The organism is Haloferax sp. DFSO52 (genome assembly GCF_048158745.1).
In the GTDB taxonomy this organism is placed as follows: domain Archaea; phylum Halobacteriota; class Halobacteria; order Halobacteriales; family Haloferacaceae; genus Haloferax.
In genome coordinates this window covers 76,060-98,941 of sequence record NZ_JBLOPB010000001.1, presented here as the reverse complement: position 1 = coordinate 98,941, position 22,882 = coordinate 76,060, and the positions used below count along the sequence as shown (strand labels likewise).

The following is a 22,882-nucleotide window of genomic DNA, read 5'->3' as shown; positions in this document are numbered from 1 at the left end:
TCCACCTGAAACAAAGGGGTGGGGGTGTGCACCACCGACGATTTCGTGTCCATCGTGACCACCGAACACGGTTTGAGCACGGAATTATCGCGAGTTCGACTTCGGTCGGGCTCTGAAACCCGGCCTCGCGTACACACGGAAAGAAGAATATCTTGGTCGTTCGAATTACCGATCAGTCCATACTCGGACGGTTGCTCGACATCGAATCGGCGTATTTCGGCGGTTTCGACCGGAAACGGTGGGGAAATCCGACGAAACACATCATATCTGATTCTTGACTAGTGTCTGACGTAGTGCTTAAGTGAGTCCGGTTGGGTGATACCTCCATACGCCCTCCACGACGAGTTCGGGAGGTGCGGGAGGCCCAGGATGGGACTGCTCACAGATCTAAGAGACAGCATCTCACGAGTCGTCGACCGGCTCTTTTCGGAGAGCGAGCCGAAGCGGATCGGTATTTATGGCCCGCCCAACGCCGGGAAGACGACTCTCGCAAATCGTATCGCCCGTGATTGGACCGGTGACGCAATCGGTCCAGAGAGCCACATCCCTCACGAGACTCGACGCGCTCGCCGAAAGGAGAACGTCGAAATCGAACGGGATGGCAAGAAAGTCACGATCGACATCGTCGACACGCCCGGTGTCACGACGAAAGTCGACTACAAAGAGTTCCTCGAACACGACATGGAGAAAGACGACGCCGTTCGTCGCTCTCGTGAAGCGACCGAAGGTGTCGCCGAAGCCATGCACTGGCTTCGAGAGGACGTCGATGGTGTCATCTACGTTCTCGACAGCACGAAAGACCCGATCTCGCAGGTCAACACGATGCTCATCGGAATCATCGAGAGTCAGGACCTGCCGGTGCTCATCTTCGCCAACAAAATCGACCTCGACGAGTCGAACGTCGAGCGAATCGCCAACGCGTACCCACAACACGAGACGGTCGAACTCTCGGCGCTCGAAGGAGAGAACATGGACGAAGTGTACGCCAAGATAGCGGAGTACTTCGCGTGATTCACCATGCCTGAAGCAACGACATCCGAAAACGGCGCTGACGGGGTGCAGATAGACCTCTTCAGTGGCAGCAGGATGGCAAACCTCACGAGCATGGAGAAGATTCGGCTCATCCTCGATGGCGTCCGCGACGGGAACATCGTCATCCTCGAAGAGGGACTGTCGCCCGACGAAGAGTCCAAACTCATCGAAGTGACGATGGCCGAAATCGCACCAGACGAGTTCAACGGCATCGAAATCGAGACGTATCCGCGCTCGCAGACCGCAGACCAGAGTTTCCTCGACCGACTCATGGGTCGGCAGTCGACGCAGAAACTCACGGTCATCGGCCCGGCGAACCAAATCCAGACGCTCCACAAAGACGAGAACCTCATCAGCGCGCTCGTCTCGCGTCGGTAGGGGGAGACGAACGACAACCTACGCGCCATCCGGCGCCCACATCCATCAATGCCACATCAATGCACCACGTGCGGTAAGGTGTTCGCCGACGGTTCGAAAGAGATGCTTTCGGGGTGTCCGAGCTGCGGCGGCAACAAGTTTCAGTTCAAACCCAAGACGGGGACGAGCGGTGCCGCGAGCAGCAGCGACAGTACGTCCACAGATACGTCTACACAGAGTGGTTCCGGAACCCGAGACCTGACGTCGTCTGCAGCCGACGCCGTCCGTGAACGGGTCTCTGAGACGGATGTCCGCCCAGACGTCGACGACGAAGAATTGACCGTCAGTGACTGGGTCGATGCAAAAGGAGGGTCGCCATCGCCAGCAGAGACGCAGCCATCCGACACCCCGAGCGCTCCGCCGACGGAGTCGTCGGACGAGCCTCGCGCCGCTGACTCGTCTCGAGAGTGGGGCCAGTGGCCAGACGCTCCCGACGCATCCGACGATTCGCCACAGGGCGACGCTGAAGTTTCCCCTGCGTCAGAGTCCGCTCCAGGCGAACAATCGGCGTCACGCCCACACATACGCGCACGAGAAACCGACGAAGACAACTCCCAAAAGAGCGCTCGGAGCGACGTCGTCTCACCGGACGAACTCGCCGCTCTCGACGAGAAACGGCGAGCGTCATCCGACGTCGAACCGGGCGTGACACCCGCCGACAGCGACACACAGAACGCATCGCCGTCGAGGACACCAGCGGAGGAACCACCAGATGTCGATGGGACGACCATCGAACCATCGTCCGACGAACGACCGAACCTCGACGAACTCCGTGAGGAACTCAACGACCAGTTCGAGAGTATAAAAATCGTCAATCCGGGGCAGTACGAACTCAATCTCATGGAACTGTACGACCGGGACGAGTACATCATCTCGCTCAAAGAAGACGGCCGCTACGTCATCGAAGTCCCAGACTCCTGGGGTCCGGGGTCCCGAGAAGACTAACCCGCACCCGTCTATTTCTTCTCGAACTCACGCAGATTCACAACTCCACACTCACCAGTCATTTGATACGACGACCGGTTGAGCGGGCACAATCATTATATACGTGAATTGAGAGTATATTCTCTTGGGGAAGCGCTATGTCCAACCCGCAAACGAAAACGAAGGTGGCTGAGTGGGCTGAACTCGTCGGTGCGTCGCTTCCAGACCCGCGACGAGACGACGTCGAGTTCGACGGTGCAGACTGCGCGCGGTGACGAGTGGTACCGGCGCAACGCTGGGTGATTCCGTTCGGTTCCGTTCACTTTCACCGTGCTCAACGAACCCTTATCAGAGAGCGCGCGTAATCGCAATCGATGCCGGCCTCTGAGGATGTCGCGTACGTCGACCACCCGCTACTCGAACCGTCGTTCATCGAGCGACGGCTCTACCAGATTCGACTCGCAGGAGCCGCCCGCGACACCCATACGCTCGTGTGTCTGCCGACTGGGCTCGGCAAGACGACGGTCAGTCTCCTCGTCACGGCCGAGCGGTTGTACGAAGTCGGTGGAAAGTCGCTGTTTCTCGCGCCGACGAAACCACTCGTCCAACAACACGCCGATTTCTATCGTGAGGCGCTCACCATCCCGGACGACGAGATCGTGGTGTTCACCGGCGACGTCCGGCCCGACGACAGGGCGAAACTCTGGGACGAAGCCCAGATAATCATCGCGACGCCACAGGTCATAGAAAACGACCTCATCGGCAACCGAATCTCGCTTCGGGACGTGACACACCTCACGTTCGACGAGTGCCATCGCGCGAGCGGTGACTACGCGTACGTCTACATCGCCGAACGATACCACGCTGACGCGGCGGACCCACTCGTCACCGGAATGAGTGCGTCTCCCGGTGGCGACGAAGAGGCCATCCTCGAAGTGTGTGAGAACCTCGGAATCGTCGACGTCGAGGTGATGACCGAAGGTGACGCCGACGTCGACGAGTACACCCACGACACCGACGTCGAGTGGAACCGAATCGAACTCCCAGACGAGATTTTAGCGATACGCGACGCGCTCAACGAGGTCATCACGGACCGTCTGGAGAAACTCAAAGAGCTTGGTGTCGCACGCTCGACTCGGCCCGACGTCTCGCAGAAGGACCTCAACCGCATGCGGGCAGAACTCCAGCGACTGATGAACGCCGACAAGTCGGAGGGCTACAAGGGGATGTCCACGCACGCGGAGGTGATGAAACTCCGACGAGCGGTCGAACTCGTCGAGACACAGTCTGTCGAATCCGTGCGACGGTACTTCGAACGCCAGCGCAACGCCGCCCGGTCGTCGGGAGCGTCGAAGGCGAGTCAGCGACTCGTCGCCGAACCGAAAGTCCGCGAAGCGATGCGGAAAGCAGAGTCGTTCGACGGCCTCCACCCGAAGTTCCGAAAGACGCGTATCCTCCTCGCCGAGACGCTCGGAATCCACGATGGCGAGCGCGTCATCGTCTTTACCGAGTCGCGCGACACCGCCGAAGCGCTGACAGAGTTCCTCTCTGAGAACTTCTCCGTCCGGCGGTTCGTCGGACAGGGTGACCGAGAGGGGTCTGACGGGATGTCGCAGAAAGAACAGCAAGAGACGCTCGACATGTTCCGAAACGGCGAGTTCGAAGTGCTCGTCTCCACCTCTGTTGCAGAGGAGGGACTGGACGTTCCGGAAGTCGATTTAGTCCTGTTTTTCGAACCCGTTCCGACGGCCATTCGGTCGATACAGCGAAAGGGGCGAACCGGCCGGCAGGCAGACGGACGCGTCGTGGTTCTCCTGGCCGAAGACACGCGCGACGAAGCGTACTTCTGGATTTCGCGTCGCCGCGAGAAGACGATGCAACAGGAACTCCGCGAACTGAAAGGTGCCGCGCCTGAAATCGAGGCAGAACTCGACCACTCACAGCGTGACCTCGCGTCGTTCGCAGGGAGTAGTTCCACTGGAAATGAAGGGGTATCGGGCGAGAACGCGGCCGATTCGGAGACGAGCGCAGACGACGATTCCTCCCCGAATCAACCCGCCGAGAACGTCGCCGCCGCGAGTGCGAAGAACGGCCAGTCGGGTCTCGCGGACTTCGGACCGTCCGACAAGGAGTTAGCGCGAGCCGAACCCGACGACGAGAGCGGCGAGGAATCCGGCGACGATGCGGCAGCAGACGGAGACGAATCTCCCGCCGGGGACTCCGCCGACGACGAGGCGGGGACCATCGCGAAAGCCGGGTCAGACGAGGGCGTCGAAATCGTCGTCGACCAGCGCGAACTCGACTCCCACATCGCCAGAACGCTCTCGAAACGCGACGATTTGACGACTCGACTCGAAACGCTCGCCGTCGGCGACTACATCCTCTCGGACCGGGTCGCAGTCGAACGCAAGAGCGTCTCGGACTTCCTCGACACGCTCACCGGTGGTGACCGCTCCATCTTCGAACAGGTCGCAGACCTGACTCGCCACTACGCGAGACCGCTTCTCATCATCGAGGGACGTGGGCTCTACGAGGAGCGCAACATCCATCCCGGTGCGATTCGCGGGGCGATTTCCTCCGTCGCAGTCGACTTCGGTGTGAGCGTCCTCTTCACCGAAGACGAAGACGACACCGCAGAGATGCTCGCGACCATTGCGACGCGCGAACAGACCGACCGAGAACGGAGCGTGAGCGTCCACGGCGGCAAGAGTGCGAAGACGCTCGACGAACAACAGGAGTACGTCGTCTCCGCCATCGCCGACATCGGCCCCGTCACTGCGCGAACGCTGTTAGAGGCCTTCGGCAGCGTCGAAGCGGTGATGACGGCGAACGAAGACGACTTACAGGAAGTCCGCGGTGTCGGCAAAGTCACCGCCGAACGGATTCGAGAAGTCGTCGGGTCCGAGTATCGCTGACAGCGACAGTCGGGTATTTGGCGGGCGTCGTTCCATCACTCATTCTCCGTCGGCCTACCGACCCCCCGACGCTCGATTTGGGCGCTACCGACCCGAGAACGACCGATATCTGTCACTATTGTTGTACCAGAGAAACTATTATGTGCCTGGCACCCAATTTATTACTCGAACATGAGTAATTCTTTCTCACCCACCGACGCCCCGGCAAGACAGCGCACCTTCTACGGCGAACCGCAGCACGACGATAGCCACGTCAACGACCGCGACATCTTCTGTACGGACGAGTCTCGCGAGGACGAGCGCGAGATGTACGTCCACACCACGCACTACATTGACGCCGGCGACGACTACGCCCGCGCCGAAGGCGGGAACAACACCGTCCGCGTCGCCTAACGACAGAGAGGCAGCACCGACAGACCCGACTCGCGTCGTTGCACTCGGTGGCCCGAGAAAGCGACCCACGAAGCGTGGGTCGGACCACTCACAGCAAGCGTCTGCTTTTCGTCAGGGACCAGGTATCCACCTTCAGGGAACGATCGTCATCGGAACGGCTTCTGCGCGGAGTACCGTCTCCGCTGCGCTGCCGAAGACGGCGCGTTCGACTGCACCATCTTCGTGGTGGCCCATCACCACGTGGTCGTAGCCGTGTTCGTTCACCACGTCGAGAATCTCTTCGCCGACTCTGTCGGCGTTCCACACGTCGATGGTGAGCGTGGTCAGCTCCGGTTCAGACTGGATATTGGCAGCCGCGAGTCTGGTGCGTGCATCGTCGAGAATCGTCTCGGTGGCATCGGTTGGTTTGTTCGTAAAGTGGACGACGTGGAGGTTCCCGTCCATCTGAACTGCCATCTCGATACCGAAATCGAGCGCGCGCTTGCTCGCGTCCGTTCCGTCGATGGGGATGAGAATCTGCATACCGGATGAAGGGTCCGGGGAGGCGTAAGTTCTACCGCCCGTTCGAGTCGGGCAGTTGGGTAGTGCTCACTGGTTACCGGTCCAGCGCAGCGAGTGCTTCGGCCGCTTCTCGCGCCGCACCGAGGAACTCGCGTGCGCGTCGCGGGTCGTCTGTCGACTCCGCCTGGGTCGCGGCCCAGTTCAGCGTTCGAACGAGTGACTGGCGCGCACTCGAAATATCGCCGGACTGTGTCTGACGGGCCGACGAGCGTTGGTCGTCGACCTCACCGGACTGTGTCTGGTTGCCTGTCGAGATTTCCTTGGCAACATTGCTCTCGACTGCCGAAGACGCACGACGCTCGTCCGTCGATTGCCCGTTTTCGGAGGATTGTGTGCTGGTGTCGGCGTTCACGCGTTGGGTGTCGTCTACGACGTGCTGGTCGTCTGCTGCCGCCTGTTTTGGTTCGGGAGTGGCTTCTGCCTGTGCGACTGCTTCGGCAGCGTTCTCGGCATCTGCGTCGGCGCTGACAGCGACCTGTCCTTGCGTCTGGCAGGTCGGACAGAACTCCTGGCCGTCGTAGCGGAAGATTGGGTCACCACACTGGTCGCAGTGTTTGTTCGTCATCGTCGCCCCCTTCAAGAGCAACTCGCTCATTCGCTGTGTGGACTGCCGTTTTTGCTCGTCTCGCTCGTACTTCTCTCGAAGTTTTTGGCGTTCTGCCTCCTTGTCGAACTCGCTCATGTGGGTGTGGACGCCGTGAACGTCGAAAAACCCCACGGCGTGCGGCGACGTCTGCGGGTATTCGACAACTGTCGAACGGCAAATCGACAGACAGTGGTTCGGTGCGCGTTCCGAAACGTTTACTCGGAATCCAGAGCCACGTTAGTGTGGTATGACCAAAGTTAGCGTGATTGGCGCGGCTGGGACTGTCGGTGCTGCGGCAGGATACAACCTCGCGCTTCGTGATGTCTGTGACGAACTCGTCTTCGTCGACATCCCGAAGATGGAAGACAAGACGGTCGGACAGGCGGCCGACACGAACCACGGTATCGCGTACGACTCCAACACGGTCGTGACGCAGGGTGGCTACGAAGACACCGCCGGTTCCGACGTCGTCGTCATCACGGCGGGGATTCCACGCCAACCCGGGCAGACCCGTATCGACCTCGCGGGCGACAACGCACCCATCATGGACGACATCGGCTCCTCGCTGGCCGAGTACAACGATGACTTCGTCTCGATTACGACCTCGAACCCGGTGGACCTGCTCAACCGTCACCTCTACGAGACGGGCGACCGCGACCGCCACAAAGTCATCGGCTTCGGTGGCCGTCTCGACTCCGCACGCTTCCGCTACGTCCTGAGCCAGCGCTTCGGCGCGCCGGTCAAGAACGTCGAAGCGACCATCCTCGGCGAACACGGTGACGCACAGGTCCCCGTCTTCTCGAAGGTTCGCGTCAACGGCAACGACCCTGCCTTCTCCGCCGACGAGAAAGACGAGATTCTCGGCGACCTCAAGGAGTCCGCGATGGACGTCATCGAGCGCAAGGGTGCGACCCAGTGGGGCCCAGCGACGGGCGTCGCCCACATGGTCGAAGCCGTCCTGCACGACACCGGCGAAGTGCTCCCCGGTTCGCTCGTCCTCGACGGCGAGTACGGCTACGAGGACACCGCCTTCGGCGTCCCCGTCAAACTCGGCTCGAACGGCATCGAAGAGGTCGTCGAATGGGACCTCGACGACTACGAGGCCGACCTCATGGACGACGCCGCCGAGAAGCTTCGCGACCAGTACAACAAAATCGCGTAACGCGGTCTGGTCCGCGACACACCGCTTTTTGGAATCGCTGCGTCTCTACATCCACTGAGACACGTGTCTCTGCCGAGCCAATCGTTTTGTTCTCGTCGACCGATAATTCACGTATGTCTACCTTTGGCGACGCTCCGACGGAGTCGAACCCGCGTGTCGAGTTGTGGGAACCACGTCGCGTCTTCGTCTTCCTCCTCGTCGCGTTCGGACTCTCGGGAGCGACTGCGCTCGTCGTGTTCGCAACTGGTGGCTTGACGAACTCACCGCAGGTTGCACCCGGGTTCCCGCTGTGGCTGGTCCTCGTCAGCACGTTCTACATGTTCTCACCGACGGTTGCGAACGTCGTCACGAGACTCGTCACCGACGAAGGGTGGGACGATTTGCGTCTTCGACCCGCGTTTCGGTCGAATCTTGGCACCTACCTCATCGCGTGGCTTGCACCCGGTGCACTCATCGCCGTCGGTGCGGTCCTGTTCTTCGCACTCTTTCCAGTCTACTTCGACCCCGATGCGACAGCCCTCCGTGGCCTGCTTCCGCCGGGGACGTCGTTCGAACTCGTCGTCGCCGTACAGATCGTCCAGGCGCTCGTCCTCGGTGCGACGGTGAACACGTTCTTCGCGTTCGGGGAGGAGTTCGGCTGGCGAGCGTATCTGCTGCAGAAACTCCTGCCGCTCGGCCCTCGGCGGGCAGTCGTCGTCCTCGGCGTCATCTGGGGAGCGTGGCACTGGCCGCTCATCGCACTGGGATACAACTACGGATTCAACTACGTCGGGGCTCCGTGGACAGGATTTCTGGCGATGGTCTGGATGACGACGATGGTCGGGGTGTTCATCGCGTGGGTCGCGCTCCGTGCCGACTCGGTGTGGCCCGCAGCACTCGCTCACGGGATGTTCAACGCCTTCGGGGGCCTCGGGGTTATCTTCGCGACGACTGGCGCACCGGCGTTACTCGGCCCCGCTGCTGTCGGCGCTGTGGCCGTCCTCCCGTGGGTCGTCGTCGCCGTGGTGCTCCTGCTTCGCTCGCCGGTGTTCGAAGACTAGTCCAATCTCTCGTCACAATCGGCGCTTCAGTTCTTCTGCTGTCTTCGTCCCCACGCCCGGCACGTCAGTCAGGTCGTCTATCGTCGCCTCGCGGACGCCTTCGACGCTTCCGAACCGGGTCAACAGCGCTCGGCGTGTCTTCGGACCGACACCGGGAACGTCGTCGAGAACGGTCTTCACCTCGTCACGGAGCGTCTGATGATACTGGACGGCGAACCGGTGTGCTTCGTCGCGGACGCGCTGGAGAACGTGCAGATGCGGCGCGTCGTCCGGCCAGTCGAAGGTTCGGTCCGGCGTGATGACCAGCTCGCGGTCTTTGGCGATACCTACCGCAGGAATGTCCCACCCCGTCTCTTCGAGTGCGTCGAGTGCGGCGTTCAACTGGCCTTTCCCGCCGTCGATGAGAAGGAGGTCCGGGTCGGGTCGGTCGTCGCGGCCTTCGAGGGCGCGTGTCGCTCGCCAGTGTATCAGTTCGCGCATGTTGGCGAAGTCGTCGTTCCGTTCGGTGAGTCGGCGGCGTCGGTAATCCGACGTTTCGGCGCTTCCGTCCACGAAACACACGTCGCTGCCGACGACAGATTTCCCCTGTGCGTGACTCACGTCGAAGCCTTCGATTCGAGAGACGCGACGCACGTCGAGGTGTAGTTCGCGAGCGAGCGTCGCGAGTCCGTCGTCGCGGCCCGCGCGCCGACGGGCGTTCTTCAACGCGAGTTCGACGAGTTTGGCTTCGCGGCCCGCGCCGGGGACGCGAACGCTCACGCCTTCGGATTCGAGCCACGAAACCACGTCTTGGTCGTCAGGATGTTCAGAGAGGACGACTGCGTCGGGGAGGGTTCGCTCCGCGTAGAACTGTGCGAGGAACGCCGAGAGGACGGCCGCAGTTCGGTCTTCGCCGTCCGGTGCGTCGAGGTGGTGTCGAGTCCGTTCCACTAACTGTCCGCGTTCGGCGTGGAGTCTGGCGACCGTCGCCGAGTCGCCGCGGAGTGCGACACCGAGCACGTCGATTGCCCGCTCGTCGGATTGTGACGAGACGGCCGCCTCGCCAGCGCCGTGGAACGATTCGACCGCTTCGAGTCTGTCGCGGAGGTTTGCCGCGCGTTCGAACTCTTCGTTCTGGGCAGCGGCATCCATCTCTCGGCGGAGTGGGTCCGCGAGCACGCCCGTCTCTCCTTTGAAGAACCGAATCGCGGATTCGACGTCGTCTCGATAGGCGTCGTGAGTAATCTCACCGGTACACGGCGCAGTACAGAGGCCCATCTCGTAGTCGAGACACGGCCGCGAGCGGTTGGCGTACTTGTGGTCGGAACAGCCTCGAAGCCCGTAGGTCTCGCGGATGGCTTTCACCACCGTCTCGACTCGGCCTTTGTCGGTATAGGGACCGAATACGGTTGCCGAGTCTTCGGGGTCGCGCGTTACCTCGATTCGCGGGACTGGGTGGTCGGTCAGTTGGACGAGTGGATACGATTTGTCGTCTTTGAGGCGGACGTTGTAGCGCGGTTGGTGGCGCTTGATGAGATTTGCCTCGAGGAGGAGCGCCTGTGTCTCGGTGTCCGTGACGGCGAAATCGATACCCGACGACCGAGAGACCATCCGTGAGATACGCTCTGACCGCGGGTCTGCGTACGACCTGACGCGGGCACGGATGTCGACTGCTTTGCCGACGTAGAGTACCGACTCACCGTCGAAAAACTGGTACACTCCGGGGTCTGACGGGAGTTCGCTGGCCCGCTCTCTGACCGCGCCTACGTCCATCTGTCGGTGGTTACCCCGCGAATGGCTTGAGGCTGACGCGTCCTCGCTGGTTTGTCTCGTCTTCGAGTCACGGGTTTGTCTCGTCTTCGAGTCACGGGTTTGTCTCGTCTTCGAGTCACGGGTTTGTCTCGTCTGTCGAGTTGCTGGTTCGCCTCGTTTCCACCCCGCCTCTGGTGTACTCTCGTGGGTGATTCTGTGCACACGAATTCTGTAGACGACAGTCTTGTCTACTTATTATCGTCGCTGATAACCGATGGGAAAACTACTCGTGTAGCGCTTGGAATTCTCTGGGCAAATGGGATTCGGAATTATCACTCGTCTCCGCTCGTGGGTCGGTCGAACGACACCGCTGACCGACGGCGGAACTGCCGTCGTCGCGAACGCGCCCGACCTGAACGTCGACGACGATGTCCTCCTCGATGGTGTCGGGTTACCTGCGTTCGTGCTCGACGACGAGGGCCGCATCGCTGCGTGGAACTCCGGTGTCGAGTCGCTCACCGGAACGACTGACCACGCGGCACTCGGACACCGAAACCTCGGAGAACTGTTCTACGGAACGCCGGGGAAAGACGTGCTCGCGAAAACCGTACTCGACAACCCGACCAGCGCGGACGAAACTGACGGTGTCGAACTGGAGGATGCTGCGCGCGCTCTCTACGCCGCTGAAAAGACGTTCGAGGACGCCCGGGGCGACGTCTGTCACGCCCGCCACACTGCGATGCCGCTCTACGAAGACGACGAACTCGTTGGCGTCCTCCAGACAGTCCGCAACCGAACCGAGGACGTCGCCCGACAGCGCGAAGTCGAACGACTCGTCCACGAAGTCGAAGGGACGCTCACCGAGTTGAGTGCGGGGAACCTCGACGCCCGCGCGAGCATCGACGAGTCCCGCGTCATCGACGACCAGCTGCTTCTCGTCGTCGATGCAGTCAACGAGACAGCTAGGAATCTCTCGCAGTTGGCAGCGAACGTCGAAGACGAGACGGAGACGGCGACTGCGGCGGTCACCCGCGCGGCGTCTGCCGCCGACACCATCGCCGAGAACGTCGAACACCAGCGCACCTTGCTCGACGAGGGGGCGACACAGATGCAGCAGTTCAGCGCGACGATGGAAGAAGTGGCCGCGACGGCAGACGAAGTCGACTCTGCGGCAGAAGAGGCCCGCTCGGCGGCACAGGAGGGCCGCGAAGCCAACACCGATGCACGGGCTGCGACCGAGAGCGTCGTCACGATGAGTGACGAACTCGTCGACCGGGTGACCGAACTCGGAACTCGGATGGACGACATCGAGGCCGTCGTCGAGGTCATCTCCGAAGTCGCAGAACAGACGAATCTGCTCGCGCTCAACGCCAACATCGAGGCGGCCCGCGCCGGAGAGGACGGCGACGGATTCGCCGTCGTCGCAGAGGAGGTCAAGTCGCTCGCAGACGAGACGCGACAGCACACCGAAGACATCACAGAACAGATCGAGAGCATCCAGTCACGCACTGACGACGCGGTGACTGCGGCCACCGAGTCGAACGACCGAATCGACCACGCCGACGAGAGCATCACCGAGATGCTCGAAGCGTTCGAAGAGATTGCGTCGTCTATCGACGTGGCCGCCGACGGTGTCGCCGAGGTGTCGCGGGCGACAGACGAACAGGCCGAATCGGTCGAGGAACTGACCGTGACTATCGAGGACGTGCGTGACCGAACTGTCGAGACCGAGGGAGCGGTCGGTAGCATCGTCTCGGCGACAGACGAGAGCGCACAGGCACTCTCGGTGCTCGCGATGGAAGTCGAAGAGCTGACCGGCGGCAACCCCTGACGCGTCGTCTTCGCAGGTCACATAACCGCCACTTTGCTGGATGCGCCACGTGTAAGAGTCACCCCGTTGAATCACGTGGTATGGCCGACGACACCGCCCAACTCTGGCTGGTCGAGCGTTCGTACGACGACCGTGACCTCATCGTCCTCATCTACGCGACGACCGATGGCGAGTACGAACTGCGAAAGGAGATCGCCGCGGCCGTGATGCACCAGCGTCGGATGGCGACGACGGCCGCAATCGAAGCACCGGTAGATAATCTCGAAACGGTCACGGACGACGAGTTGCGCGAGCGGTACGCCGCCGAAGCGACGAAGATGTCCGAGACGCACGCTCCCGACGAGGAAATCTGACTGTCGAGTCTCACTGCGGAACCGAGCCGCACGACTCAACTGAATCCCACGACTCAACCGGACCTCACGACCCAACCGAGCCTCACGACTCAAACGAATCTCTCTCCCAAACGAACGCTTCAACACGCGTCTCCGCTCCTCTCGCTTCCGTTGTTGCCTTTTCGCCGTTATCGGCGGTGATTCCTGCACCTAAAACCCTTTAACCCAGTACGACGCAGGCCCGCCCATGGCCGCCATCGAACTGAACGGGGTCACGAAACGGTTCGAAGACGACGGAGGCGTACTCGATACGCTCGTGCCGTCGTCGAAAACCGACACCGTGACCGCCGTCAACGACCTTTCGTTTTCCGTCGAATCGGGAGAGGTCTTCGGGTTTCTTGGTCCCAACGGCGCTGGAAAGTCGACGACGATAAACATGCTCTTGGACTTCGTGCGCCCGACGAGTGGGTCGATTCACGTCCTCGGCCACGACGCGCAGGCCGAGAGCGTCGCCGTCCGCCGGCGCACCGGTGTCCTCCCAGAAGGCTACGACGTGTACGACCGACTCACGGGTCGCGAACACGTCGAGTTCGCTATCGAGTCGAAGGAAGCCTCCGACGACCCAGACGAACTGCTCTCGCGCGTCGGCCTCGACGCCGACGCCGCTGACCGTCGCGCAGGTGGCTACTCGAAAGGGATGGCCCAGCGCCTCGCCCTCGCGATGGCACTCGCCGGAAGCCCTGACCTCCTCATCCTCGACGAACCCTCGTCGGGGCTCGACCCCGCTGGTGCGCGCGAGATGCGCGAAATCGTCCGCGAAGAAGCCGACCGCGGTGCGACCGTGTTCTTCTCCAGCCACGTCCTCGGACAGGTCGAAGCGGTGTGTGACCGCGTGGGCATCCTGCGCGAGGGAGAACTCGTCGCCGAAGACAGCGTCGAGGGGCTCCGCGACAGAGTCGAAGCAGAGGCCATCCTCCGACTGGATGTCGAAGGCGACGCCGACCTCGACACGGTTCGCGACATCGACGGTGTCTCGTCGGTCGAATCTCAGAACGGAACGCTCGTCGTCGGGTGTACCGACGACGCGAAGACGCGCGTCATCAGCACCATCGAATCCGGCGGAGCCACGGTCACCGACTTCGAGACCGATTCGGCGTCGCTGGAGGATATCTTCCTCGCGTACACCGAAGACGAGACACAGGAGGTGACAGCATGACGCTCGAATCCGTCGCACGCAAAGACTTCCGCGACGCCATCCGGTCACGGTGGCTCGTGGGGCTGACGCTGTTTTTCACCCTCCTCATCGGCGGGTCGACGGCGCTGTTCTTCGGCTACCTCCTGAAGGGTGCCGGCGCGAACTCCGAATCACTGTTCGGACTCACCACGGCACCCGGTGGCTTGTTTAGCTTCTCCTTCGCGGGAATGCTCGGATTCGTCCTCGCACTCATCGCACTCGTCACCGCCCACGGGTCGCTCATCGACGAACGCGAGTCCGGGACGATGAAACTCCTGTTGTCGCTGCCGAACGCTCGCCGCGACGTGGTGTTCGGAAAGTTCCTCGGCCGGTCGCTCGTCGTCCTCATCGCGATGCTCGTCGGGTTCGTCGTCGCCCTCTTCGCGATGCTCCTGACCGGCGGGAAGGTCATGTTCGCCTCGTTCGCCGGGCAGGTTGCGCTCTCGGGACTGCTCGCGACGGCGTTCGTCTCCATCGGTGTCTGGCTCTCCGCGACGTCCGAGTCGCAGCGACAGGCGCTGTTCAGCACCGTCGGCCTCTACTTCATCTTCGCCGTCCTCTGGTCGACGGTTGCGACGGGCGTCCCGCGCATCCTCAACTGGGTGTTCGGAAAGGTGCCGGGCGTCGAGCAGATGGGGGTCGAACAAATCGTGCTCATGCGCCTGTTCATCAAGTACCTGAACCCGCTTCGAGCCTACGAGACGCTCATCGCACAACTCTACGGGTCGGCCGTCGCAGCGCGCCTGTTCAAAGCGGGCCTCGGTGAGCAACTCCTCATCCAGCCCGTGCTGCAGGAGTCGATTCCGTTCTACCTCTCCGGGGCGTTCATCCTCGCTGTTCTCCTCGCGTGGATCGTCGTCCCGCCGCTGCTCGGCTACTGGACGTTCGAACGAGTCGACCTCTAAGTCGACCCGCATTTCCTCCGTTTCAGCCGCCGTTACTCTGGCGGATACGCGACACCGAACTCGGCGAGCAGCGCCTCGAACTCGGGTTCGTCGAGCGTGGGGACGCCGTTCTCGTCGGCATCGTCGCGTTTCGACTGCCCCGGATTCTCCCCGATGACGAGGTAGTCTGTGTTGCCCGAGACGGACCCCGTGACGTTGCCGCCGTGAGATTCCACGAGTTCTTTGACGGCGCTTCGACTGACAGCGAGCGACCCGGTTACGACGAACGTCATCCCGTCGAGTTCGTCGCCGCCGACTTCGACAGGTTCGGGCGAGACACCGTGGTCGAGCAGTGACCGAATCACCGTTCGATTGTCCTCGTTCTCGAAGAAGTCGCGGACACGATGGGCCACCGTCTCGCCCACGTCTGGGACGGTGGTCAGTCGGTCTTCGAACGCGTCGAACTGGGTGTGAGAAACGTCTTCGTCGATGGGGAACTCCTCTACCGACTCGAACTCACGGGCGAGTTCACGCGCCGTCGCTTCACCGACTTCGGGGATGCTGAGGCCGACGAGGAAGGACGCCAGCGTTGGTGATTTCGTCTCCTCGATGGCGGAGACGAGGTTCTGGGCGCTCGTCTCACCCCACCCTTCGAGTTCCACGAGGTCCGAGACGGTGAGTTCGTAGAGGTCGGCGACGGTTTCGACCAGTCCCGCCTCGACGAGTTGGGCCACGCGTTCGCCACCGAGACCGTCGATATCCATGGCACCTTTGACCGCGAAGTGGCCGATGGAGGCTTCGCGCTGTGCTGGACAGGTGAGGCCACCGGAACAGAACGCCAGCGGACCATCGCGGTCGACTGGACTCCCGCAGACGGGACACTCGTCGGGGAACTCGTAGGTGCCGCCAGAGTCTTCGCCGGACTCCGTCCGGTGGGCCGACGAGCGTTGCTCGTCGACCTCGACGACTTCGACCACCTGTGGAATCACGTCGCCGGCGCGTTTGATTCGGACGCGGTCGCCGATTGCGACGCCGAGCGAGGCGATTTCGTCGGGGTTGTGGAGCGTCGCGCGCGAGACGGTCACGCCGCCGACGTCGACCGGGTCGAGGAGGGCGACGGGCGTGAGTCGCCCGGTTCGGCCGACCTGGACCACGATGTCGCGAACTGTCGTCACCTCGTGGCGGGCCGGGAACTTGTAGGCGAACGCCCACCGGACGGACCGACTCTTCTCGCCCAACTGTTCGCGGGCGTCGCGCGAGTCTACCTTGATGACGGTCCCGTCGATTTCGTAGTCGAGTTCGTCGCGAATCTCCAGCATCCGGTCGCGGTAGTCGAGTGCGCCGGCTACGTCGTCGACGAACTCCACGTGGTCGTCTGCGACGCGAAGCCCCCAATCGTGAAACCGGTCGAGTGCTGCACGCTGTGTCTCGGGTGTGTCGCTCGCGTCGAGAATATCGTAGAAGAAGACGGCGAGGGGTCGCTCGGCGACGACCGACGGGTCGAGATTGCGAAGCGTCCCGGCGGCAGCGTTTCGGGGGTTTGCGAAGGCGTCTTCACCCGCTTCGACGCGAGTGCGGTTCAGGTCTGCGAAGGCTGGTTTCGGCATGTAAATCTCGCCGCGAACGGCCAGTCGTTCGGGTGGGTCGCCACGGAGCGAGAGCGGAACCGTCGGAATCGTCTTCACCTGCGCACTCACGTCGTCGCCGCGTTGGCCGTCGCCACGAGTCGCCGCGCGGACGAACTGCCCGTCTTCGTAGACGACTTCTATCGACAGGCCGTCGAACTTTGGTTCGCAGACGTAGGCGACGTCACCGACTTCGCGGCGGACTCGTTCGTCGAACTCCCGAAGGTCGTCGGCCTCGGTACTCTGGTCGATAGAGAGCATGGGCGCGGTGTGTTCGACCGTCTCCAGTTTCTCGAGTGGTTCGCCGCCGACGCGGTTCGTCGGACTGTTCGTGGTATCGAGGTCGAACGCTCCCTCAAGAGCGACGAGCCGGGAAAACAGCGTGTCGTAGGCCGCGTCGGAGATGAGTGGTTCGGCCTCGACGTAGTAGCGGTGGTCGTGTTCGCGGATGGCCTCGCGAAGGAGTTTCGCCTGTCGCTCGGCGTCGTCACGCGCGAGCGACTCGGCGGGTTCGAACTCGGTCGGCGGGTCGCGAAGATACGGGTTCGAATCGGCATCGGCGTCGGCGTCACTCATTGGTCGATGTGTCGGACGGGTGGCGGGTAAACGCTCCGGGGCGACTTCGGACTGCGGATATCTCAGGCGAAGAGATACGCGACGCCCAGTGCGCTCATGAAGATGCCGCCGAATCGCGTGAGCGTCACGTTCCACTCGGCGGGTTCGACGTCGTCCCACGACGTCTTGCTCCCGATGGAATCCAGTCGCTCCGTGAACTGGGCAGTCTTGTAGGGCTTGAGAGCGCCAGGGAAGCCGATGGCGAGGAACATGACACCGACCCCGAAGAGATGTTCAGTCACATACCAACTGTTCGACCAGTCGACATGAGTTTTCGGGCCCCAGCCGAGTAGAGCGGTTTGACCGTCCCCGACGGCATCTTCACGTCTCCCTCGAAAAACGTGGGCAACGCTTGCCGTAACTAGTGGTTATTCTTTGCTCCAGAAATATGCATCACATACATGAACCGAGGTTTCCGCACTCGTGGCCTCCACGCCGGACAGGACCCGGACCCGGCGACAGGGGCCCGTGCCCCGCCACTCTATCAGACCACGTCGTACGTCTTCGACGACGCGGACACCGCTGCAGACCTCTACGCGCTCGAATCTGACGGCGACGTCTACTCGCGTATCTCCAATCCGACGACTCGCATCCTCGAACGCCGACTCGCCGCCCTCGAAGCGGGTGTCGATTCGGTCGTCACTGCCTCTGGGATGGCCGCAATCGACGCCATCACCACTGTTCTCGCCAGTGCCGGCGACAACGTGGTCCTCTCCGAAGACATGTACGGCGGCACCTCCTCGTACTTCTCGAAGACCGCCACCCGGAGAGGTATCGAACCACGAACCGTGGAGACGCTGGACATCGACGCCTACGCCGACGCCATCGACGAAGACACCGCGTTCGTCCACCTCGAAACCATCGCGAACCCGTCGTTGAAGACGCCGGACTTCGAAGCAGTCGCCGACGTTGCGCACGACCACCGGGTCCCGCTCGTCGTGGACAACACGTTCGCGACACCGGCGCTCTGCCGACCGCTCGAACACGGTGCCGACATCGTCTGGGAGTCGACGACGAAGTGGATTCACGGCTCCGGAACCACCGTCGGCGGCGTCGTCGTCGACGGTGGGACGTTCCCGTGGGACGCCGCAGACTACGAGGAACTCTCGGGTGAGAACCCCGCGTTCGGTGTGGACTTCGTCGAACGATTCGGTGAGCGAGCGTTCGCGCAGGTCGTCCGCCACCGCGCGGTGAGAAGCACTGGCGGGTGTCAGTCGCCGTTCGACGCGTGGCAGACGATTCAGGGGCTCGAAACGCTGGCACTCCGGATGCGCGCCCACTGCGAGAACGCCCGCCACGTGGCCGAATTCCTCCGCGACCACGACGCCGTCTCGTGGGTATCGTACCCCGGATTCGACGACCACGAGACGCACGAGTTGGCGTCGAAGTACTTGGATGGCGGCTATGCGGGGATGGTCACGTTCGGCCTCGAAGGCGAAGACGACGAGGGGTCCTACGAGGCGGCAAAGACGGTCTGTGAGTCGGTCGAACTCGTCAGTTTCCTCGCGAATATCGGGGACGCGAAGTCACTCCTCATCCACCCCGCCTCGACGACGCACGCGCAACTTTCCTACGACGAACAACGTGCGGCGGGCGTTCAACCCGACATGCTTCGCATGTCTGTCGGTATCGAAGACGCCGCCGACATCGTCGCGGACCTCGACCAGGCCATCGAACGAGCAGTGACGACGGGCGCGTCGGGCGTCTCTAACGGTGGGGTGACCCCCGGGGTGAGTCGATGAGTCGCGGCCGCGTCGCACCCGGCAGGCACGTCGAATCGGACGTCGTCGACGTGGGCGAGTTCCAGTTCGAGTCGGGCGAAATCATCCCGAACTTGCAGGTCGCCTACGAGGCGTACGGCGAGTTCACGGGAACGAACGCAGTCGTCGTCTGTCACGCCCTCACCGGAAGCCAACACGTCGCTAGTCTCGGGAACGGGTCCAGTGTCTCGGGACAGGCGCGTGCGTGGTGGTCCGACATCGTCGGGCCGGGCAAAGCCATCGACACCAACGAGTACTACGTCATCTGCGTGAACGTCCCGGGGTCGTGTTACGGGTCCAGTGGCCCCGCGAGCGACGGCCCCGATGGCGACCCGTGGGGAACAGACTTCCCACCGGTCACCGTCTCCGACTGGACGCGCGCACAGCGGCTTCTCCTCGACCACCTCGGAGTCGGTCGACTGCACGCCGTCGTCGGCGGGTCAGTCGGTGGGATGAACGCGCTCGACTGGGCCGTCCAGTATCCCGACGACGTAGAGCGACTGGTCGTCGTCGCGGCGGCGGCGCGTCTCGACCCACAGTGTCTCGGACTCGATGCCGTCGCCCGTCGTGCGATTACGACCGACCCGAACTGGAACGGCGGCGACTACTACGGCGACGACAAGCCCGACCCAGTCGGGGGACTGGGACTCGCCCGGCAGATCGGCCATCTGATGTATCTCTCGAAGGACTCGATGGACCGCAAGTTCGGCCGGCGGTCCGCTGGTCGAGGTGGCCGAGGGGATACGTATCCCGCGGACCCGGCGGCAGCGTTCTTCCCCTACCGCGAAGTCGAATCGTATCTCGACTATCAGGCCGAGAAGTTCGGCGAACGGTTCGACGCCAACTCGTATCTCTACCTCACGCGCGCCATGGACGACTTCGACCTCTCGGAGGGCTACGAGTCCGACGCCGCCGCGCTGGCAGCGTTCGAAGGCGAAGCGTTGCTCGTCTCCTTCACCGGCGACTGGCACTTCACCACCGACCAGTCGGAGTCGCTGGCCGAGGCGTTCCGTGCGGGCGACGCCCCTGTTGCTCACCACGTCGTCGAATCCGACCACGGCCACGACGCCTTCCTCGTCGAACCTGAGAAAGTCGGGCCACCGCTTGGCGATTTCGTTACCGACGGCGTCGATGGACGGGCCGTCACCGACACGGTCACAGACGGCGGCAAATCGGAGACGGAGAAAGACTTCGCCCCCGTTCACTCGTCGTTGTTCTCTCGCTGACCCGTCGCTGTTCTCGCGCTGACTCGCCGCTGTTCTCTCGCTGACTCGTCGTTGTTCCCGCACCAGAGTGCGTTCGCCCCAACCATGATATCCCTCCCCCTGTTGTCTCCTAAAGATGGCACTGCCTGACGTAGTCGTGCAACTCGGTGTCGTCGTCGTGACCGTCGCCGGTCTCGGGGGCGGCGCTCGACTGCTCGTCGACTCGGTCGTCCGAATGGCGCGCCAACTCGATGTCTCGGATTTCACTATCGGCCTGACCGTCGTCGCCGTGGGCACGTCGACACCCGAACTCGCGGTCACCGTCGACGCCGCGCTCAAAGGGCTTGGCAACCTCGCGCTCGCCAACGTCTTCGGCTCGAATATCTACAACATCGCGTTCGTCCTCGGCGTCGTCGCTATCGTACGCCCCGTCGCTGTCGACGAGTCGCTCCTCCGGAGAGACGGCATCGCACTGCTCGCTAGCACCTTCCTCGCTGGTGCCGTCGTTTCCGACCTCGTGGTGACTCGCCTCGAAGGCGGACTCTTGGCCGGTCTGTTCGTCGCCTACACCGCGTTTCTGCTTCGAACCGACCGACAGACCGCCGCCGCCGACGAGACGGTGCCGGCCTCGGACACGGGAGTTGTGACCGAACGGACGCCGTTTCGTTGGCGTGACGTGGTCTCTCTTCTCGTCGGACTCGGCATCATCCTCGTCAGTGGTGACCTCTTGGTTCAGGCGGCGTCCGCCCTCGCGCTCGACGCGGGCGTCTCGGAGTGGGTCATCGGCGGGACTATCGTCGCCGCGGGAACGTCGACGCCCGAACTCGCGGTTTCTCTCGTCGCGCTTCGACGCGGGAGTCTCGGCGTCTCGGTCGGCAACGTCGTCGGGAGCAACGTCTTCAACCTCCTCGGCGTCGTGGGCGTTGCGTCGCTCGTTCGCCCGCTGTCGGTGAGCGCGGTGGCGCTGGAGACGTTCTGGTGGCTGGTCGCCGTCTCGCTCGTCGTTGTCGCCGCGCTGTGGACGGGACGGCGACTCTCGCGCGTCGAGGGGACGGTACTCGCCGGGTCGGAAGTCGTCCGGTGGGTGGTGGGGTTGTTCGCCTGACCGACGTACAGTACCCGACTACAGCGCCCCGGACCGCCGGTTACGGGTCGGCGTCGTAGACTCCGGCGGGAATTGCGCTTGTCACCCTGTTTTAGCCCTTACACGCCGACTCACGAATTATGAGCGACGACCAATCCGGATTCAACACCCGGAGCCTTCACGCTGGACAGGACCCCGACCCGGAGACGGGTGCGCGCGCACCACCGCTGTATCAGACCACGTCGTACGTCTTCGACGACGCCGCCGACGCCGCCGCCCAGTTCGCCCTGAAAAAGCCCGGCCACATCTACTCTCGCCTGATGAACCCGACGGTGGGAATGCTCCAGGAGCGTCTGGCCTCCCTCGAAAACGGTGTCGGCGCTGTCGCCACGTCCTCCGGCATGGCCGCGTTCGACCTGTTGACGTTCCTCCTCGCGTCGGCCGGTGACAATATCGTCTCCGCGTCGTCGCTGTACGGCGGTACCTACACCTACCTCACTCACTCTGTCGAGCGCCGGGGCGTCACCACGCGCTTCGTCGATACGCTCGACGTAGACGCCTACGAGGAAGCCATCGACGAAGACACCGCGTTCGTCCACCTCGAAACCATCGGCAATCCAGCACTCGTGACGCCCGATATCGAAGCAATCGCCGACGTTGCACACGAATACGGGACACCACTCGTCGTGGACAACACGTTCGCGACACCGTATCTGTGCAACCCAATCGACCACGGTGCCGACATCGTCTGGGAGTCGACGACGAAGTGGATTCACGGCGCTGGGACGACCATCGGCGGCGTCCTCGTCGATGGCGGGAACTTCCCGTGGAGCGACTACGCCGACGACTACCCGGAGATTGCAAAGCCGAACCCGGCGTACCACGGCGTCAACTTCGACGAGACGTTCGGCCCCGCTGGATTCACGTACGCGGCAATCGCTCGCGGACTGCGTGACCTCGGCAACTCGCAGTCGCCGTTCGACGCGTGGCAGACGCTCGAAAAACTCGAATCGTTCCCACTTCGGATGCGTGCCCACTGTGAGAACGCGCAGGCTGTCGCGGAGTTCTTAGACGACCACGAGAAGGTTTCGTGGGTGAACTATCCGGGACTCGAATCACACGAGACCCACGAGGAAGCCTCGGAGTACCTCGACGGCGGGTACGGCGGCATGATTACGTTCGGCCTCGCAGACGGTTACGAGGCAGCAAAAGGCACCGTCAACAACGTCGAACTCGCCTCGCTTCTGGCGAACGTCGGCGACGCGAAGACGCTCGTCATCCACCCCGCATCGACGACCCACCAGCAACTCACCGAAGACGAACAGACCGCAGCAGGCGTGACGCCCGATATGGTCCGTCTCTCGGTCGGCATCGAGGACACCGAGGACATCATCGCCGACCTCGACCAGGCGATTCGATCGGCGTCGAACTGACCGGGCCTGGCCTGACTTGGCCTGACCTGGCCTGGGCGAAACCGCACTGCTTCGACGTGCCGAATCGGTGATGTGACGAGAATTCGACCGTCGCTCCTTTTGCGGATGAGCGGGAAAC

Annotated in this window: 20 protein-coding genes; 15 read left to right on the top strand and 5 right to left on the bottom strand. The window is 62.7% G+C overall.

What is annotated here, in order from left to right; translation table 11 throughout:
• The first annotated feature begins 369 nt into the window (after positions 1–369).
• From ACK3SC_RS00495 to ACK3SC_RS00475, 5 genes are all read left to right on the top strand, one after another.
• Positions 370–1,011, top strand: coding sequence for an Era-like GTP-binding protein (locus ACK3SC_RS00495; protein ID WP_416838177.1), 642 nt, complete (start codon positions 370–372; stop codon positions 1,009–1,011).
• A gap of 6 nt (positions 1,012–1,017) precedes the next feature.
• Positions 1,018–1,410, top strand: a complete 393-nt coding sequence (locus ACK3SC_RS00490) for a DUF2073 domain-containing protein (RefSeq protein WP_416838176.1) — start codon at positions 1,018–1,020, stop codon at positions 1,408–1,410.
• A gap of 48 nt (positions 1,411–1,458) precedes the next feature.
• On the top strand, positions 1,459–2,394 hold the full coding sequence (locus ACK3SC_RS00485) for an OapC/ArvC family zinc-ribbon domain-containing protein (RefSeq protein WP_416838175.1): 936 nt from the start codon (positions 1,459–1,461) through the stop codon (positions 2,392–2,394).
• A gap of 353 nt (positions 2,395–2,747) precedes the next feature.
• The gene (locus tag ACK3SC_RS00480) at positions 2,748–5,288 is read left to right on the top strand and encodes a DEAD/DEAH box helicase (RefSeq protein WP_416838174.1); all 2,541 of its coding nucleotides are present in this window, start codon (positions 2,748–2,750) and stop codon (positions 5,286–5,288) included.
• Between the two features lie 171 nt (positions 5,289–5,459).
• Entirely contained in the window at positions 5,460–5,681 is a 222-nt protein-coding gene (locus ACK3SC_RS00475) for a hypothetical protein (protein ID WP_416838173.1), read from the top strand.
• A 132-nt stretch (positions 5,682–5,813) separates the two neighbouring features.
• On the opposite strand, the gene ACK3SC_RS00470 is transcribed toward ACK3SC_RS00475, so the two are convergent.
• Both ACK3SC_RS00470 and ACK3SC_RS00465 read right to left on the bottom strand, forming a co-directional pair.
• Positions 5,814–6,203: a universal stress protein gene (locus ACK3SC_RS00470; RefSeq protein WP_416838172.1), complete on the bottom strand. Its 390-nt coding sequence runs from the start codon at positions 6,201–6,203 to the stop codon at positions 5,814–5,816.
• A 73-nt stretch (positions 6,204–6,276) separates the two neighbouring features.
• The gene (locus ACK3SC_RS00465) at positions 6,277–6,924 is read right to left on the bottom strand and encodes an Sjogren's syndrome/scleroderma autoantigen 1 family protein (RefSeq protein ID WP_416838171.1); all 648 of its coding nucleotides are present in this window, start codon (positions 6,922–6,924) and stop codon (positions 6,277–6,279) included.
• Between the two features lie 151 nt (positions 6,925–7,075).
• On the opposite strand from ACK3SC_RS00465, the gene mdh reads away from it, so the two are divergent.
• Both mdh and ACK3SC_RS00455 read left to right on the top strand, forming a co-directional pair.
• The gene (gene mdh / locus ACK3SC_RS00460; RefSeq protein ID WP_416838170.1) at positions 7,076–7,990 is read left to right on the top strand and encodes a malate dehydrogenase; all 915 of its coding nucleotides are present in this window, start codon (positions 7,076–7,078) and stop codon (positions 7,988–7,990) included.
• Positions 7,991–8,103: 113 nt separating this feature from the next.
• Positions 8,104–9,030 carry a CPBP family intramembrane glutamic endopeptidase gene (locus ACK3SC_RS00455; RefSeq protein WP_416838169.1) on the top strand — a complete coding sequence of 309 codons (927 nt, stop codon included), beginning with the start codon at positions 8,104–8,106 and terminating at the stop codon, positions 9,028–9,030.
• Positions 9,031–9,042: 12 nt separating this feature from the next.
• On the opposite strand, the gene ACK3SC_RS00450 is transcribed toward ACK3SC_RS00455, so the two are convergent.
• The gene (locus ACK3SC_RS00450; RefSeq protein ID WP_416838168.1) at positions 9,043–10,782 is read right to left on the bottom strand and encodes an excinuclease ABC subunit C; all 1,740 of its coding nucleotides are present in this window, start codon (positions 10,780–10,782) and stop codon (positions 9,043–9,045) included.
• Positions 10,783–11,077: 295 nt separating this feature from the next.
• Between ACK3SC_RS00450 and ACK3SC_RS00445 the strand changes: the two genes are divergently transcribed.
• The 4 genes from ACK3SC_RS00445 (at position 11,078) to ACK3SC_RS00430 (ending at position 15,063) form a co-directional block, all read left to right on the top strand.
• Positions 11,078–12,592, top strand: coding sequence for a methyl-accepting chemotaxis protein (locus ACK3SC_RS00445; protein WP_416838167.1), 1,515 nt, complete (start codon positions 11,078–11,080; stop codon positions 12,590–12,592).
• Positions 12,593–12,672: 80 nt separating this feature from the next.
• On the top strand, positions 12,673–12,945 hold the full coding sequence (locus ACK3SC_RS00440; protein ID WP_416838166.1) for a hypothetical protein: 273 nt from the start codon (positions 12,673–12,675) through the stop codon (positions 12,943–12,945).
• Between the two features lie 226 nt (positions 12,946–13,171).
• Complete coding sequence (locus ACK3SC_RS00435; RefSeq protein WP_416838165.1) at positions 13,172–14,140, top strand: ATP-binding cassette domain-containing protein; 969 nt, start codon at positions 13,172–13,174, stop codon at positions 14,138–14,140.
• A complete protein-coding gene (locus tag ACK3SC_RS00430) occupies positions 14,137–15,063 on the top strand; it encodes an ABC transporter permease (RefSeq protein WP_416838164.1) in 927 nt (308 codons plus the stop codon). The genes ACK3SC_RS00435 and ACK3SC_RS00430 overlap by 4 nt, the downstream gene beginning before the upstream one ends.
• A 32-nt stretch (positions 15,064–15,095) precedes the next feature.
• Here ACK3SC_RS00430 and ligA read toward each other — a convergent pair whose 3' ends face one another.
• Both ligA and ACK3SC_RS00420 read right to left on the bottom strand, forming a co-directional pair.
• A complete protein-coding gene (gene ligA, locus ACK3SC_RS00425; RefSeq protein WP_416838163.1) occupies positions 15,096–17,243 on the bottom strand; it encodes an NAD-dependent DNA ligase LigA in 2,148 nt (715 codons plus the stop codon).
• A 62-nt stretch (positions 17,244–17,305) separates the two neighbouring features.
• Positions 17,306–17,524 (bottom strand): hypothetical protein, encoded by a 219-nt coding sequence (locus ACK3SC_RS00420; RefSeq protein WP_416838162.1) that lies wholly within the window; start codon positions 17,522–17,524, stop codon positions 17,306–17,308.
• Between the two features lie 159 nt (positions 17,525–17,683).
• On the opposite strand from ACK3SC_RS00420, the gene ACK3SC_RS00415 reads away from it, so the two are divergent.
• The 4 genes from ACK3SC_RS00415 (at position 17,684) to ACK3SC_RS00400 (ending at position 22,764) form a co-directional block, all read left to right on the top strand.
• Positions 17,684–19,024 carry an O-acetylhomoserine aminocarboxypropyltransferase/cysteine synthase family protein gene (locus tag ACK3SC_RS00415; RefSeq protein WP_416838161.1) on the top strand — a complete coding sequence of 447 codons (1,341 nt, stop codon included), beginning with the start codon at positions 17,684–17,686 and terminating at the stop codon, positions 19,022–19,024.
• On the top strand, positions 19,021–20,268 hold the full coding sequence (metX, locus tag ACK3SC_RS00410; RefSeq protein ID WP_416838160.1) for a homoserine O-acetyltransferase MetX: 1,248 nt from the start codon (positions 19,021–19,023) through the stop codon (positions 20,266–20,268). Before ACK3SC_RS00415 ends, metX begins: the two co-directional genes overlap by 4 nt.
• A gap of 115 nt (positions 20,269–20,383) precedes the next feature.
• A complete protein-coding gene (locus tag ACK3SC_RS00405) occupies positions 20,384–21,352 on the top strand; it encodes a calcium/sodium antiporter (RefSeq protein WP_416838159.1) in 969 nt (322 codons plus the stop codon).
• Between the two features lie 119 nt (positions 21,353–21,471).
• Positions 21,472–22,764, top strand: coding sequence for an O-acetylhomoserine aminocarboxypropyltransferase/cysteine synthase family protein (locus ACK3SC_RS00400; RefSeq protein WP_416838158.1), 1,293 nt, complete (start codon positions 21,472–21,474; stop codon positions 22,762–22,764).
• The last annotated feature ends 118 nt before the right edge of the window (positions 22,765–22,882 follow it).

Bases quoted from the DNA above. Each gene is read 5' to 3' on its own strand.
- ACK3SC_RS00495 (WP_416838177.1), top strand. From the start codon at position 370: ATGGGACTGCTCACAGATCTAAGAGACAGCATCTCACGAGTCGTCGAC.
- ACK3SC_RS00490 (WP_416838176.1), top strand. From the start codon at position 1,018: ATGCCTGAAGCAACGACATCCGAAAACGGCGCTGACGGGGTGCAGATA.
- ACK3SC_RS00485 (WP_416838175.1), top strand. From the start codon at position 1,459: ATGCCACATCAATGCACCACGTGCGGTAAGGTGTTCGCCGACGGTTCG.
- ACK3SC_RS00480 (WP_416838174.1), top strand. From the start codon at position 2,748: ATGCCGGCCTCTGAGGATGTCGCGTACGTCGACCACCCGCTACTCGAA.
- ACK3SC_RS00475 (WP_416838173.1), top strand. From the start codon at position 5,460: ATGAGTAATTCTTTCTCACCCACCGACGCCCCGGCAAGACAGCGCACC.
- ACK3SC_RS00470 (WP_416838172.1), bottom strand. From the start codon at position 6,203: ATGCAGATTCTCATCCCCATCGACGGAACGGACGCGAGCAAGCGCGCG.
- ACK3SC_RS00465 (WP_416838171.1), bottom strand. From the start codon at position 6,924: ATGAGCGAGTTCGACAAGGAGGCAGAACGCCAAAAACTTCGAGAGAAG.
- mdh (WP_416838170.1), top strand. From the start codon at position 7,076: ATGACCAAAGTTAGCGTGATTGGCGCGGCTGGGACTGTCGGTGCTGCG.
- ACK3SC_RS00455 (WP_416838169.1), top strand. From the start codon at position 8,104: ATGTCTACCTTTGGCGACGCTCCGACGGAGTCGAACCCGCGTGTCGAG.
- ACK3SC_RS00450 (WP_416838168.1), bottom strand. From the start codon at position 10,782: ATGGACGTAGGCGCGGTCAGAGAGCGGGCCAGCGAACTCCCGTCAGAC.
- ACK3SC_RS00445 (WP_416838167.1), top strand. From the start codon at position 11,078: ATGGGATTCGGAATTATCACTCGTCTCCGCTCGTGGGTCGGTCGAACG.
- ACK3SC_RS00440 (WP_416838166.1), top strand. From the start codon at position 12,673: ATGGCCGACGACACCGCCCAACTCTGGCTGGTCGAGCGTTCGTACGAC.
- ACK3SC_RS00435 (WP_416838165.1), top strand. From the start codon at position 13,172: ATGGCCGCCATCGAACTGAACGGGGTCACGAAACGGTTCGAAGACGAC.
- ACK3SC_RS00430 (WP_416838164.1), top strand. From the start codon at position 14,137: ATGACGCTCGAATCCGTCGCACGCAAAGACTTCCGCGACGCCATCCGG.
- ligA (WP_416838163.1), bottom strand. From the start codon at position 17,243: ATGAGTGACGCCGACGCCGATGCCGATTCGAACCCGTATCTTCGCGAC.
- ACK3SC_RS00415 (WP_416838161.1), top strand. From the start codon at position 17,684: ATGAACCGAGGTTTCCGCACTCGTGGCCTCCACGCCGGACAGGACCCG.
- metX (WP_416838160.1), top strand. From the start codon at position 19,021: ATGAGTCGCGGCCGCGTCGCACCCGGCAGGCACGTCGAATCGGACGTC.
- ACK3SC_RS00405 (WP_416838159.1), top strand. From the start codon at position 20,384: ATGGCACTGCCTGACGTAGTCGTGCAACTCGGTGTCGTCGTCGTGACC.
- ACK3SC_RS00400 (WP_416838158.1), top strand. From the start codon at position 21,472: ATGAGCGACGACCAATCCGGATTCAACACCCGGAGCCTTCACGCTGGA.